The organism is Falsihalocynthiibacter sp. BN13B15 (genome assembly GCF_041205415.1).
Taxonomy (GTDB): domain Bacteria; phylum Pseudomonadota; class Alphaproteobacteria; order Rhodobacterales; family Rhodobacteraceae; genus Falsihalocynthiibacter; species Falsihalocynthiibacter arcticus.
Genome location: NZ_JBGFCE010000008.1, coordinates 85,985 through 99,948, shown reverse-complemented (window position 1 = coordinate 99,948; position 13,964 = coordinate 85,985). Strand labels below are relative to the sequence as shown.

The window sequence follows — 13,964 nt, the reverse complement described above, 5'->3', positions numbered from 1 at the left end:
TGCTCCCTATAAATTTTTGCTAAGTTACCATGTTGTCCACGTTGCGCAATACGCGTCAGTGACACAGAAAAAGGGCCCCGATCAACGGAGCCCTTTTTAAAAATTTCGATTTAAAGCCCTAGGAAGGAACCAGTAGACCTTTGTCTTTGGCGGTCTCGCGCATCCGCTCTTGAAGCTTCTCGAACGCACGCACCTCAATTTGGCGTACCCGCTCGCGGCTCACATTATATTGGCCCGACAGCTCTTCCAACGTCACCGCTTTGTCTGTCAAGCGGCGCTGTATAAGGATATCTTTTTCGCGGTCATTCAAAACGTCCATAGCTTCGGTCAAAAGCTCGCGACGAATCGTCAATTCGTCATTCGCTTCATAGTCGCCCGCTTGGTCGGCATCGTCATCTTGGAGCCAATCCTGCCATTGTGTTGTGGTGTCCCCGTCGCTGCCGATCACGGCATTGAGCGACGCATCCCCACCGGAAAGCCGGCGGTTCATCGAGACAACTTCAGCCTCGGTCACACTCAGATCATGGGCGATACGCGCCACATGCTCGGGGCGTAAATCGCCGTCTTCAAGGGCACCAATACGGGCTTTCGCCTTGCGCAGATTAAAGAACAGCTTCTTTTGCGCGCTAGTTGTACCCAATTTAACGAGGGACCAACTGCGCAGCACATATTCTTGGATGCTCGCGCGAATCCACCACATGGCATAGGTCGCCAGACGGAATCCCTTCTCGGGATCAAAACGCTTCACAGCCTGCATCAAGCCGACATTCGCCTCAGAGACGACCTCGGCTTGTGGCAAGCCATAGCCTCGATACCCCATGGCGATTTTCGCCGCGAGACGCAGGTGGCTTGTGACCATCTTATGCGCGGCTTCGCTGTCTTGGTCCTCGACCCAGCGTTTGGCCAGCATATATTCTTCCTCGGGTTCCAGCATTGGAAACTTGCGGATGTCCCGAAGGTAATGACTCAGACCTTGTTCCGGTGTTGCGGCCGGTAGGTTTTTAAAATTGCTCATTCTTCTGCCCCCTGTTTGTTATGTTTAGACAGTTAACATTCAGATAATTACGTTCGTAGTAAGTTCAAGTGGCAAAGGCACATGGAAGACCCCATAACGCAGCTGTCTTAAGCAAATATGAGCGCCACACGTCCTGATATCCAGTGAAATGTAAGGAATTCACAGCTAAGTGCGAGTCTGAAACATTCCTATGGGAGTGCGTCAATATCCCCGCCAAGGGCTTGAATCAGGCCAACCATATCCGCAGGCATCGGCGCTTTGAACTGCATCGCTTCCTTGGTTACAGGATGCACGAAGCCAAGAGTTGCCGCATGAAGCGCCTGACGCGGGAAGGCACGAACGGCCTCGACACCACCGACGCCCACAACTTTCTCCGACAATTTGCGTCTACCACCATAAGTCGGATCGCCAATAAGACTGTGACCCGCATGCGCCATGTGAACGCGAATTTGGTGGGTGCGGCCCGTTTCAAGCCAACATTCAATCAGTGACGCCACCGCGGGGGTGCCCAAAGGCATCACAATCCGGCTGCGGGTCACAGCGTGTCGCCCGCCGTGAAATAAAACCGCCTGACGTTGGCGATCATTTTTATGACGCGCCAAATGCGTGGTGATCTTCATAATATTTCCGGATTCAAAATTGACGCCTTTGACGCCCCGCACGCGCGGATCATTCGCATCGGGCATGCCGTAAACAACCGCGTGATAGTGGCGCACAACAGTGTGTGCCGCGAACTGTTTTGCGAGACTGTGGTGCGCCACATCCGATTTTGCTGCCACCAAAAGGCCGCTGGTTTCTTTGTCGATCCGGTGCACAATACCAGGCCGCTTCTGGCCACCAACACCCGAAAGCGTATCGCCACAGTGAAACATCAGCGCGTTCACAAGCGTGCCATTCGGCGATCCGGGTGCGGGATGCACCACCATGCCGACGGGCTTATTTACAACAATGAGATCGTCGTCCTCAAAAACCACCTCAAGCGGGATATCTTCGGGAAGGATGTGGCTTTCGGCAGCAAAAGGAATGGTGATTTCAAAGACATCCCCTTCGCTTACCTTCGCCCGAGGGTCGGTTTGAACCACGCCGTTTTGTTTGATCGCACCTTCTTCGAGCAATTTCGCCATACGCGACCGGCTCAAAGAGGCTTCTACTGGTACGTCACGCGAAAGCGCTTTATCAAGGCGTTTAGGGGGATCAGCAGCGATCACCACAGATACAACGGAGAGTGCGGACATGAATGAGGCTCCTGAAACGGAAATCGAACTTCCGGCCAACCTAAAATTTCTGCGCGTCTTAGTTACAATACTGACGGCAACGATGATTGCAGGGCTTGTAGTGGTGATTGTTCTGCTTGTCACCCGTTTCCCTGACAAGGAAACACTTTCAGGTACGAAATCAAGCATTCTACCCAGCGAAATTACTTTGCCCGAGGGAGTCGCTGCTCGCGCCTTTACGCAGGGAAATGACTGGTATGCCATTGTCACGGATCAAGACCAAATCCTAATCTATGACCGTGACAAACAAACCTTACGCCAAACAATCACATTGCAAAACGACTGACCCAAAGCGGATAGCCCAGCGATGAACTGGGCTATTTACTCTATTTGACTGGTTTTCTTGGCTTGGCGAACTTGCCCTTGCCCGTGGCCTTGTGGCGCAGCTTTTGCGACGTATCTTTGGGGTCAAATCCGGCTGGTGGTCCCGATTTTTTCGGGCCACCCGCAGGTTTTCCAGCCGGTCCACCGCGTTTGGGTCCAGAATCTGCAGATCCACCGAATTTCGGTTTGAAGTCCGCGCCAGAAGCCCCTTCTGCACGAGGTTTGCGGGGTTTGTTATCCGTGTTTCCGGCGTATTTCCCGGCTGGCTTACCTGCATATTTACCAGCGGGTTTGCCTTCATACTTACCGGCAGGTTTGCCTTCGTATTTGCCTTCAGGCTTTTTGCCTTCGTATTTACCTGCGGGTTTGCCTTCGTACTTGCCCTCAGGCTTTTTGCCTTCGTACTTACCGGCTGGCTTGCCTTCGTATTTGCCTTCAGGCTTGTTGCCCTTGTACCCGTTGGCGCCATCATGCGGCTTGCGGTGCGAATCCGAACGTGGGGCACGTTCTTCGCGAGGGCCACGATCGGGGCGCGGTCCACCGCGCGGTTTGTCACCAAAGCTCGGACGAGCACCTGAATGACCACTGCGCGCAACGTCTGGAACCTTGTCGAGCTTGGTCGCTTTTACGTCTTCTTCTAGGATGTTGTCTTTGCCCAATGCCGCAAAGAAACGATCTGCAATGGTGGCGTCCAACTCAACATATGTTTCATTGGGAACCATCTTGATCGCGCCGATTTCGCGTTTGGTAATGCCACCAGCCTTGCAAAGCAGCGGAATGAGCCAGCGTGGCTCGGCCCGTTGCTCGCGGCCAACATTGAGGGACAGCCAAACAGAACTCGCAAATCCACGATTCTCTGTGGGCGCGTCTACACCGCCGACTTCACGCAACTCTTCCGGAGAGGTGCGCAAGGAGCGATACTGCGCGATATACGCAGAAGCGATTTGCTCGGGAGTGTTCCCTTCGAGGAGCGCCGCAACAACGGCTTCTTCGCCGACAACTTCTTCTGTTTTGAAGCTGGCGATCAAACGCTCATCGTCTTTGGCGCGCACGTCAGACGCACTTGGAGGAGTGCCCCAATTCGCGGTAACTTTCGCCCATTTCAGCAAACGTTCAGCCTTGCCACGTTGATTTTTTGGAACGATCAACGCCGAAATGCCTTTTTGGCCCGCGCGACCTGTACGGCCAGAGCGGTGCAGAAGAGCTTCTTGGTTTTGTGGTAAATCAGCGTGCACAACAAGATTTAGACCCGGAAGGTCGATCCCGCGCGCCGCAACGTCAGTCGCCACACAAACTTGGGCGCGGCCATCGCGCATCGCTTGAAGAGCGTGGCTACGTTCTGCTTGGGAAAGCTCGCCGGAAAGCGCCACAACGCGGAAACCACGGTTGGTAAAACGCGCCGTCAAATGGTTTACGGTCACACGTGTGCCACAGAAAACAATCGCCGTTTCGGGCTCGTGAAAGCGTAGCAAATTGATAATAGCGTTTTCGCGGTCAGGCGCGGCACAGACCAAAGCTTGATAGTCGATATCAACGTGTTGCTTGGCTTCGGAAGCGGTTGCAACCCGCTTGGCGTCTTTTTGGAAGTTGCGTGCAAGGTCGGCGATTTGACGTGGAACCGTCGCCGAGAACATCAAAGTGCGACGCTCTTCTGGGGCTTCGCCAAGAATAAACTCGAGGTCATCGCGAAAGCCAAGATCGAGCATCTCGTCGGCTTCGTCCAAAACGATTGCCCGCATTTGGTCCATACGCAAAGATTTGCGCGCGATATGGTCGCGAAGACGGCCAGGTGTGCCCACAACAATGTGTGCGCCTTGGTCCAATTCGCGGCGTTCGGTCCGCATGTCCATGCCGCCAACACAGGACGCGATGCGCGCACCCGTTTCAGCGTAAAGCCATTCAAACTCGCGGCGCACTTGCAACGCCAATTCGCGCGTCGGTGCCACAATCAATGTAAGGGGCGCATCGGCCCGCTCAAATCGGAGAGCATCGCCAAGAATCGTCGGCGCAATCGCTAGACCAAAAGCAACCGTCTTACCCGACCCAGTTTGCGCGGACACCAAGAGATCGGATTCAGCTAATGCAGGATCGGAGACGTCTAGCTGAACGGGGGTCAGCTCGGTGTAACCCTTTTTTACAAGGGCGTCGGAAAGGGGCGGCAGAATGCCTTCGAATTGCGTCACGGCGATATCTTTCGAAAAAATCATATCGACCCATTGGCCGACGGAAAGGGCGGGCATATTCAGAAGTAGGCGATAAAGCAATCAAAGAAGAGCCAAAAATCGCATTTACCCCTTAAAAAGTAACAAATGCATGAATTTCGCTCTCAAGAAGCAATAATGGCCCACGAATACGATGGCTGTAGGCGCGTTTACTTTGCGCGCGCGGCACGAGAAATGATCTCGCACCGTGCGGCAACAAGTGCCTCTGCCGTTTGCGCGAGTGAATTTGCAGACGCGAATGCTTCTAGTTCCGCGAGCACATCAAGCATCCATTGATGTTTTTCCAGATCTTCCCAAAACACCAATGCGCTTGCTTGATCCGCGCTTTGCCCCCGCGCCCCTATTTTCAAATATCCCGGTTGGATTGAAACAATAGTATCGGCAAAGGCATGCGTGCCCGTTTTGGTCGACCGGATGTGATTGGAAACTTCAGACAATACATCGCCTTTCCCGCCAATTACTTCGGACTTTTGCAAAGAAGCGTCATCGGCAGAAACATTTGCTCCGCGTCGTTGGTTTTTCACTGGGGCAAAGGGCACAACATTGATGCCGGATTTACCAGAGGCCAATCCCCCAAGAGCGACCATCGCTTCAGCTGCAGCAAAATACGCGCTAACGATTTTGTTTTTTTCGCTCTCATCCATAGTAAATCCCGTACCAACCCTAATAGTTACAAAACAAAATTCTCTTTTCGTCTCAATCTGCTTTTCTCCACACGCTGCGTCGCCGCTTGCGCAATATGGAGAACAACATCCTTAACCCCAGACTCGAATCCTACGACCCGATCAATTCCCGCAAGTTTTGCATCTTCAGGCGATACCTCATCAGAAATGACCAAAACCGTAGCAACACGTGTTCGCGTAGACTGAGAGCGAATGTGCCGCGCAAACTGCAACACCTGAAGTTCAGATTGCCTCGAAACTATAACCACAACATCGAATACCCGAAGGGACATTTGATCCAAAGCTCGTTCAAAATCTGTTACGACTGACAACCAATTCTCGGAACCCAACCTATTCAGGACAGCTTGTCCAGCGAGCGAATGCTCGCCAAGAATCAAGGCCGCGGGTCGTCGTTCTATTGCAAAAGAATCAATCACACACCGTCCACAGACAATTGCTTATAGCAACTTTATCTAAAGGAACCCTGCACATATGTAAAGATGCTAGTAGCAATAAGATAAATTTCAGTACGGTTAGAACACGATTGCGGTCATACCTAGGATTACTTGTGGATTAAAGGAGCGCCGAAGTGACAGCGGCGACTAAATCGTCGCCTTTAAATGGCTTGTACAGAAAGGTTTTTGCGCCTTTGATATCCGCGAGAGCCGTCGTCGTTTCCAAGGGAATAAGACCGCCGCCCCCCGATACGAAAACCACGGGTAAATCTGGCAGTTTCTGGAGAATACTGTCGTAGAGATCTAAACCACTATCCAGTCCTAGCCATACGTCCAGCACCGCAACATCAAAATCATCGGTTTCAGAAATGACAACAAGAGCCGGTTCTGGCCCCTCGCAAAGAACGACCTCAAATCCAGCTCTCGACAAAAATCTTTCCATCAATTCTCTTAATTGTGGATCATCATCAACGACCAATACTTTTGACATTAATTGCCCCAGCCAATTTTACCCTACATTCACGACAATACACTCTAAAGATTTTTTGAACACACCCTTTTCATCTTCAGGTAGTTTCGACACGCATTCAGCGAGGCGCATCAATGGATCGTCCTTTAGCGCTTGCAAGGCAGCAGGCTGTAACACCAATAAGAAACTGCGCGCATCGTGTTCGCTTTTCACCTGTTCTATAAACCCACGTTTTACCAATGTTTGCACTGCGCGACTTGTTGGCGCGGCTGTGATCCCCAAGAATTTAGCAACCATATGTGCTGTGCGTTGCTCTGATGGAACCCTTGCAAGAAACCTCAGAATCGACCATTGGAGCGGCTGTATGGCCCCCGGTTCTCTGCTTGGATAGGTCGCGCGAACGATTTTTTCGATCAATACCGCCGCTGCCACATCACTTTTTACCATTAAAAACCACTCACACTTGCACAAATCCACTATAGCTAGGTACTTGTTACTAGCAATAAATATAACATTTTTTGTTAAAATATACGCTGTGACCTGAATAGAGCAAGATTTTTAATCCGACATTTTAAACGAAGGGTCAAAAGGCGGGCAACAGCTTAAAAATGGTGGGAATGGGTTTTGATTAGCAAAACGTTAGAGAAAGCCATGCGATACGCCCGACAACGGGTTTAACAAAGGCCCTAAAAGTTACTGTATTTAGAAAATGGTACCGCCACCCCGACTTGAACGGGGGACCTCTTGTTCCACAAACAAGCGTTCTAACCAACTGAACTATGGCGGCACACTTTGGCTGATTTAGCGCCCACGTGCGGTGAATGCAAGGGCCGCGAGGTATGAAAGTGTGGAATTTCGCAAGTATTTGCCTCCTTCACCGCGTCGGACCTCAAAACGTCGCCAATTGCCGCCTAAAAAACGCCCTCTTGCCTCCGTTGCCAGTTGGGTCTAGTCAATTTGGGCAATCAAGGAGAGCAAAAATGGGTATCAACACCGAAAAAGAAGTCGAAGCCAATCTACAGATTGGGCCAACATCTTTGGGGAACGTGCGCCTCTATATCGAAGCAGATGGTGTTGAAATTCCAATGGATTTCACGCCGGATGAAGCATTGGAAATCGCCGAAGAAATCCGTGCTGCAGCCCTTATGCTTGCGGGTAAGAAATAGCTGCCACACCAGGATCACGATAGCTTTGCAATCTTCGTGCGGCATCCCGCGCGAATTTTTGCGTGAGTTTTTTACGTCGTGCGGGCGCAATTTTCACTTCGGGCCCCATACGAACAATTTCGGCGTCATAGCTATCGGCAAGGATAAGCCCCGTTTCAAGTGGAAGCAGGTTTATTGGAAAACTCCCGTCAACGGCCCAGAAATATCGATCACACCAAGGTAGATACCCCTGCCATTTGCTGTCCGCTTGAAAATCGGCACGATTAGACTTGCATTCAACCACCCAAAACTCGCCTTTCGGGCCTAATGCGATGACATCCACACGCAACCCGCGCTCAGGAACAAATTCCTCGATCACCGTGAAATCAAGCTGCAATAAGTGCCTGCACACGCCCCGCGCCAACAATTGCCCAGCTTTGAGCGTCTCTATGGAGTTATCGCCAGTTAAAGAGTTCATGCCAAACATGAACAAACCATAAACAAAAAGTCAAGACACAAGAGATTTCCAATTAAAGCCCCTTCGCCCCTTGCCGCATGCTCTATGCCCACTTATGTCAATGGACGGCGGGTTCTGCTCTTCTCGTAAACAGTGGGTACAAATTCCAGAGGCCTTAAGCAAATCCTAGGGAGCTGGCTCTGTTTGGACCCTGGTTCAATTATCTGGTGCCCACCTGTACATACAGGTCCCCAGGAATTAGCTGCCCCTACGGTCGCTGCGGGCCCGCCACAATCTCCCAATAAAAAACGCCCCAAAAGGGGCGCTCCATGTGGTCCTAAAAACGTTTAGCTTCTATGCAAAGGCTTCTGGTTTGATTTCACGCGCCATAAAATCCAGCACTGCGTTGACAAATTGTGGCTCTTTGCCACTAGGATCAAAAGCACGGGCAATATCGACGAACTCACTGATTATTACGCGTGGCGGCGTTTCCAAAGCCACCATTTCCGCACCCGCGGCCCGAAAGAGCGCACGCAAGGTGGGGTCGATCCGTGCGATGGGCCATTTTGCGACCAAAGCGCGATCGGTCATTTGGTCAATCTTTGCCTGATGGTCGACTGCGTTTTCGACGAGCGCTTGGAACAATTCCATGTTGCCCTCCATCATCTCGACACCCTCATAAATGGCACCGAAACGGAACTCTTGGAATTCCTGCACGATAGCTTCAATGGTTTGCCCAGAATTCTCCATCTGAAACAGCGCCTGAACCGCATAGAGCCGCGACGCAGATTTTTTCTGGCGGCCTTTAGATATTTTTGGCGCCGCTTTCGCGGAGGTCTCTGGGTTTGTCATGCGGTCGTTCCGTTTTCCTTGCCGCCCGATGAGGCGATCAAAATACTGTCGGGAGTGGATTTAAAGCCCGCTCCTTTACCTTGGCCGCCCCATTTGCGCGAAAGTGCGATGAGATGCAAGGCCGCAGCGGCCGCCCCGCCCCCTTTATTTTGATCGGCAGGGTCTGCACGCACCTCAGCTTGCTGCCGATTTTCGACAGTAAGGATGGCATTACCGATGCATACCCCTTTCAGTCCCAAGAGCTGAATCGCACGACTGGAGTCATTACACACCGTATCATAGTGCGTGGTTTCCCCTCGAATAACACAGCCCAGCGCCACATAACCGTCGAAGTTTGACATACGATCCGCGATGCCAATACAGGTCGGAATCTCAAGCGCACCAGGGACTTGCGCGATTTCATATGTGCCGCCAGCGGCTTCGATTTCGGCGATCGCGCCCGCAACCATATTGTCGGCAATATCTTTATAGTATGGCGAAACGACGATCAGAAGTTTCACCGGAGCCGCGAATTCCGCACGCGGCATAATATAGTGCTGTTCGTGCCCAGCCATTAACCGATCTCCGAAATTTTGCGGGTGCCCGTAATTTCTAGCCCATAGGCCTCAAGCCCCACAACTTTTGGAATCGGTGAGTTGGTAAGCAATTCCAAGCGCGACAGGCCCAACGACGAGAGAATCTGTGCGCCGACTCCATATTGACGCAAAGTCTGTGGTGACGCTTCTTCACTGGCGTGAAGTTTCATGTGAACGTCGCGCAAAAGCACCAAAACGCCGCGGCCTTCGTCGGCAATCATATTCATCGCATCGCTAAATTCAGCGGCGCGTCCCTTGCCGCCCACGCCGATCACATCCAGCATTGGATCAAGCGCGTGCATCCGTACAAGGACGGGTTCATCGGTGGAAATATCACCCTTCACAAGTGCGATATGTTCTGCCCCGTGTGCCTCGTCCGTGTAAATCCGCAACTCCCATTCGCCGCCAAACTCGGACTGAATCTTGCCCTGAGAATTGATTTTAACGAGGTTATCGTGACGACGACGATAGGCGATCAAATCGCTGATCGTACCGATTTTCAGCCCGTGGCGTTGCGCAAAGGAAACGAGGTCTGGAAGACGCGACATGGTGCCGTCATCGTTCATAATCTCACAGATAACGCCAGAGGGGTTGAGGCCAGCGAGGCGGCTGATATCGACGGCGGCTTCCGTATGCCCCGCACGCACTAACACGCCGCCCTTACGTGCGCGCAAAGGAAAGACGTGGCCCGGTGTGGCAATGTCGGTCGCACCCTTGGTGGAATCAACGGCCACAGCGACAGTCAAAGCGCGGTCATGCGCCGAGATCCCCGTGGTCACCCCTTCACGCGCCTCAATTGAGGTGGTGAAGGCCGTTTCGTGGCGCGAAGAATTGCTGCTGCTCATCATCGGCAGGCCGAGTTGATCAAGGCGCTCGCCTGTCAATGCGAGGCAAATCAATCCGCGCCCATGGGTCGCCATGAAATTAATCACATCCGGCGTCGCCATCTGGGCCGGAACAACCAAATCCCCTTCGTTTTCGCGATCCTCATGATCCACAAGAATAAACATCCGTCCATTACGGGCGTCTTCGAGAATCTCTTCAATCGTGGAAACGGCTTCAGAGTAGTGGTTTGAAGAATCTGTCATTTACAGTCCTGTGATTTGGGCAGCTAAGGAGGTGCACCTGATAAAATAATTCGGCGGGAAGGTCGCGCATCAGCACACGTTCATGTCGAAAATTCCTGAAGTCTAGCCACATAACGGGCCATGGTATCGATCTCAAGATTGACCATATCGCCAACTTTCGCGGCACCCCAAGTCGTTACATCCTTGGTATGTGGAATGATGTTCACGCCAAAAAAACAGCCATCAACATCATTCACAGTCAGGGAAGTGCCGTTCAACGTGACCGACCCTTTTTGGGCAATAAACTTGGCAAAGGCTTCGGGAGCGAGGAAGGTAAACCGCGTGCTGTCCCCCTCGTCTTTCATCGTGATGATTTCAGCCACGCTATCCACGTGTCCCGACACAATGTGCCCCCCGAGTTCATCGCCAATCTTAAGGGCGCGTTCAAGGTTTATACGGCGGCCAACATGCCAATCGTTCCCCTGCGTACCAATGTTGGTTTTGGCAATAGATTCCGCCGAGATTTCAACATCGAACCAATTTTCTGGGCTTTGGCCAAGGGCGATCACCGTCAAGCAAACACCATTGCAGGCAATCGACGCGCCAATATCAATTCCCGACACATCGTAAGATGTTCCAATACGGGCCCGCAGGTCGCCACGCTGTTCGGCTTCCAAAACCGTGCCAACATCCGTAATTATACCTGTAAACATCACGCATCCCTTCAAGAATTCTTATGTTTGGAGTAGCCGCTCAGGCCGGTCGGTGCAAGACCGACGCTGCGATGGTTTCAAGGAGATTTTCGCCACTTTAACGGTTTGGAATTGAATTTGCCATATTCCTGCCCCACGAACTTGGTATAAAAACTATGAAATCGGAATTTTTCGTCCTTTGAGCGGAGATTTCGCCGCCTCAAGACCAAAAGCGAGACAGAGAACTCAATGAGCCAACTCCCCCCAGAAAAGCGGCGTTTTTTGTTTCTGCAAGGACCACACGGGCCGTTTTTTCATCGTTTAGGCAAAATGATGCGCCTCGCGGGGGCCGAGGTCTGGCGCGTGGGTTTCAACCAAGGGGATCGGGCATTTTGGCGCCACGCCGAGAGTTATATCCCTTTTCAAGAACCCCAATCCGCGTGGCCCAGTTTTTTCCAAGACCTGCTCACCAGCAAAGGCATAACCGACATCGCCCTCTATGGCGACACACGCCCAATACATGCGCAGGCTATTGAAATAGCAAATAAAAATGGCATCACAATACATATTTTCGAGGAGGGTTACCTTCGCCCCTACTGGGTAACCTATGAGCGCGGTGGTGCGAATGGGCACTCCGCTTTGATGAAAATGGAGGTGGCCGATATGCAAGAAATATTAGCCCATTCCGTTTTAGACATTCCAGAAGCGCCCGCCCATTGGGGCGATATGCGGCAACATGTGCTGTACGGCGCGTTGTACCACTGGTTTGTGATGTTCAGAAACGGACCTTACAGCAATTTTCGTGCCCATCGGGCCCTACCTGTTTCAAGAGAATTTCAACTATACATCAAACGCCTCCTTCTCATGCCGCTTCACTGGGGAGAACGGGTTCTGGCGACGACGCGGATCAAATGGTCGGGCTTCCCCTACCATGTGGCGCTTCTTCAACTCGAACATGACAGCAGTTTTCAAATGCACAGTCCGTTCGAAAGCATGAGTGATTTTCTAAAAGTCGCCATCGAAGGCTTCGCCAAGGGCGCTCCCCAACACCACCATCTTGTTTTCAAAGCCCACCCACTGGAAAACGGCCAGCTCCCTCTTCGTAATAGTATTCACGCGTTAGCCAAAGAGAACGGGGTCGAGAACCGCGTCCACTATGTCAGGGGCGGCAAACTCGCCCAGCTTCTCGACAACGCGCGGTCGGCTGTGACCGTCAATTCGACGTCAGCACAACAAGTACTGTGGCGTGGCTTGCCGCTAAAAACCTTTGGTGTCGCCGTTTTTGACAAACCAGAGTTTGTCTCGACTCAACCACTTACAGAATTTTTCTCCGCACCGACACGTCCCGACAACGGCGCTTACAGAGACTACCGTCACTTCCTCCTAGAGACCTCACAAGTCGCTGGGGGGTTCTATTCCGCGCGGGGGCGCCGCCAATTATTACGCCAAGTTGTTGACATGATGTTATCCCCCCTAGATCCCTACGAGGCCTTAAAAACGGGGAAAGCGGCTCCAAGGCAACAGTTGCGACTCGTTAAATAAGTGCGTCTAGCTTTTTCCTCAGATTTCCGTAACTTGGCTTAAAAAAGACTGAGGCAGTTATAATAATCGAGGAGCTCCAGCAGTGAGCATTCTGGCTTCCCAAGGTGTCCGTTCGGTCGCCCTACTTGCGCTTGTAACAGCGCTTGCATCCTGTACGCTTCCGCGTTCCGGCCCAAATAAAAACGAAATCTATTCGGGATCAGTCCTAAAACAGGGGGACGCATTCGTTGTAACCGTTAACGATCGTGTGACGCGGGCGACATCTGTTACGCCAGCCCTCGGGTTTTCGGCAGCGTTTAAAAATGCTGGCCTTTTAGGGTCCGATACCATTCGTTCCGGAGACGTTTTAGGCGTGTCAGTTTGGGAGAACACTGATGTCCCCATTTTGGGCGCGCCACAAGTCGCAACTATTTTGGAAGAAATCCAAGTTGACGGACAAGGATTTATTTTCGTTCCTTATGCAGGACGCATTAAAGCTGATGGCAATACGCCCGAGCAATTGCGCAATATTATCACGCGCAAGCTTGATCAGCAAACTCCCGACCCCCAAGTTTCCGTGCGTCGTCTTGCCGGCGACGGGTCTACGGTTTCGATTGTTGGCGGGGTTGGAGCACAAGGGGTTTACCCCATTGAGCGCCCCACACGCACACTTTCCGCCATGCTCGCGCGCGCATCCGGTGTGACGATTGAACCAGAGATCGCCCAAATAACAGTAACGCGAAACGGTTTGAAAGACAGAATCTGGCTCCAAGACCTCTATGAAAACCCCGAAATGGATATTGCGCTACGCGGAGGAGATAAAATCCTCGTTGAAAAGGACAATCGTGCGTTTACTGCCCTTGGTGCTATGGGGACGCAAAGTCGCGTCACCTTTGAATCCCAAACGGTTTCAGCAATCGAAGCCCTCGCACTTGTCGGCGGCCTCAATTCCAACCTTGCCGATCCAAAAGGCATTTTCATATTCCGCAACGAACCCCAAGAAATTTCTAATGTGGTGCTTGGGCGGAATGATCTACAAGGCGATCAACGGTTTATCTATGTCATTGATTTGACTGCACCCAACGGAATGTTCCAAGCGCGTGATTTCGCAATCCGCGAAAACGATACCGTCTATGTCACCGAAGCGCCTTATGTGCGCCTGCAGAAAACACTTGGTGCCATTATCGGTCCGGTTGCTGACCTCGCGGTCCTTGATGGCGCGTTCTAAAAAGGG

The 13,964-nt window shown here is 52.0% G+C and carries 15 protein-coding genes and 1 tRNA gene; 4 read left to right on the top strand and 12 right to left on the bottom strand.

Features of this window, described 5'->3' with window-relative positions:
* Positions 1-118: 118 nt before the first annotated feature.
* Together rpoH and AB9F26_RS14220 are read right to left on the bottom strand one after the other, a co-directional pair.
* Positions 119-1,015: an RNA polymerase sigma factor RpoH gene (gene rpoH / locus AB9F26_RS14225; RefSeq protein WP_335585722.1), complete on the bottom strand. Its 897-nt coding sequence runs from the start codon at positions 1,013-1,015 to the stop codon at positions 119-121.
* 188 nt (positions 1,016-1,203) lie between these two features.
* Complete coding sequence (locus AB9F26_RS14220) at positions 1,204-2,250, bottom strand: RluA family pseudouridine synthase (RefSeq protein WP_335585723.1); 1,047 nt, start codon at positions 2,248-2,250, stop codon at positions 1,204-1,206.
* Here AB9F26_RS14220 and AB9F26_RS14215 point away from each other — a divergent pair.
* Positions 2,249-2,575: a DUF6476 family protein gene (locus AB9F26_RS14215; protein ID WP_039001058.1), complete on the top strand. Its 327-nt coding sequence runs from the start codon at positions 2,249-2,251 to the stop codon at positions 2,573-2,575. The genes AB9F26_RS14220 and AB9F26_RS14215 overlap by 2 nt on opposite strands.
* Before the next feature lie 40 nt (positions 2,576-2,615).
* Here the strand turns inward: AB9F26_RS14215 and AB9F26_RS14210 are convergent, their stop codons facing one another.
* The 5 genes from AB9F26_RS14210 to AB9F26_RS14190 all read right to left on the bottom strand — a co-directional run bounded on the left by AB9F26_RS14210 (position 2,616) and on the right by AB9F26_RS14190 (position 7,208).
* A complete protein-coding gene (locus AB9F26_RS14210) occupies positions 2,616-4,820 on the bottom strand; it encodes a DEAD/DEAH box helicase (protein ID WP_369768325.1) in 2,205 nt (734 codons plus the stop codon).
* Between the two features lie 164 nt (positions 4,821-4,984).
* Complete coding sequence (locus AB9F26_RS14205) at positions 4,985-5,479, bottom strand: hypothetical protein (protein ID WP_369755904.1); 495 nt, start codon at positions 5,477-5,479, stop codon at positions 4,985-4,987.
* Between the two features lie 591 nt (positions 5,480-6,070).
* Entirely contained in the window at positions 6,071-6,442 is a 372-nt protein-coding gene (locus AB9F26_RS14200; RefSeq protein ID WP_335585726.1) for a response regulator, read from the bottom strand.
* Between the two features lie 18 nt (positions 6,443-6,460).
* Entirely contained in the window at positions 6,461-6,838 is a 378-nt protein-coding gene (locus AB9F26_RS14195; RefSeq protein ID WP_369768324.1) for a MarR family winged helix-turn-helix transcriptional regulator, read from the bottom strand.
* A gap of 293 nt (positions 6,839-7,131) precedes the next feature.
* Positions 7,132-7,208: transfer RNA gene (locus AB9F26_RS14190), tRNA-His, on the bottom strand.
* Between the two features lie 193 nt (positions 7,209-7,401).
* Here AB9F26_RS14190 and AB9F26_RS14185 point away from each other — a divergent pair.
* Positions 7,402-7,587 carry a DUF6324 family protein gene (locus AB9F26_RS14185; RefSeq protein WP_039001063.1) on the top strand — a complete coding sequence of 62 codons (186 nt, stop codon included), beginning with the start codon at positions 7,402-7,404 and terminating at the stop codon, positions 7,585-7,587.
* On the opposite strand, the gene AB9F26_RS14180 is transcribed toward AB9F26_RS14185, so the two are convergent.
* The 5 genes from AB9F26_RS14180 to AB9F26_RS14160 form a co-directional block, all read right to left on the bottom strand.
* The gene (locus AB9F26_RS14180) at positions 7,565-8,044 is read right to left on the bottom strand and encodes an MmcB family DNA repair protein (RefSeq protein WP_369768323.1); all 480 of its coding nucleotides are present in this window, start codon (positions 8,042-8,044) and stop codon (positions 7,565-7,567) included. The two genes, AB9F26_RS14185 and AB9F26_RS14180, sit on opposite strands and share 23 nt — an antisense overlap.
* Before the next feature lie 333 nt (positions 8,045-8,377).
* Entirely contained in the window at positions 8,378-8,875 is a 498-nt protein-coding gene (gene nusB, locus AB9F26_RS14175) for a transcription antitermination factor NusB (RefSeq protein WP_335585729.1), read from the bottom strand.
* Entirely contained in the window at positions 8,872-9,429 is a 558-nt protein-coding gene (locus tag AB9F26_RS14170; protein WP_369768322.1) for a 6,7-dimethyl-8-ribityllumazine synthase, read from the bottom strand. The genes nusB and AB9F26_RS14170 overlap by 4 nt, the downstream gene beginning before the upstream one ends.
* Positions 9,429-10,538 carry a 3,4-dihydroxy-2-butanone-4-phosphate synthase gene (ribB, locus tag AB9F26_RS14165; RefSeq protein ID WP_369755907.1) on the bottom strand — a complete coding sequence of 370 codons (1,110 nt, stop codon included), beginning with the start codon at positions 10,536-10,538 and terminating at the stop codon, positions 9,429-9,431. The genes AB9F26_RS14170 and ribB overlap by 1 nt, the downstream gene beginning before the upstream one ends.
* Before the next feature lie 80 nt (positions 10,539-10,618).
* Entirely contained in the window at positions 10,619-11,230 is a 612-nt protein-coding gene (locus tag AB9F26_RS14160; RefSeq protein WP_335585732.1) for a riboflavin synthase, read from the bottom strand.
* 228 nt (positions 11,231-11,458) lie between these two features.
* Here AB9F26_RS14160 and AB9F26_RS14155 point away from each other — a divergent pair, with 228 nt between their 5' ends.
* Positions 11,459-12,751 carry a capsule biosynthesis protein gene (locus AB9F26_RS14155; RefSeq protein ID WP_369768321.1) on the top strand — a complete coding sequence of 431 codons (1,293 nt, stop codon included), beginning with the start codon at positions 11,459-11,461 and terminating at the stop codon, positions 12,749-12,751.
* A gap of 82 nt (positions 12,752-12,833) precedes the next feature.
* Positions 12,834-13,958 (top strand): polysaccharide biosynthesis/export family protein, encoded by a 1,125-nt coding sequence (locus AB9F26_RS14150; RefSeq protein ID WP_369768320.1) that lies wholly within the window; start codon positions 12,834-12,836, stop codon positions 13,956-13,958.
* Positions 13,959-13,964 lie beyond the last annotated feature (6 nt).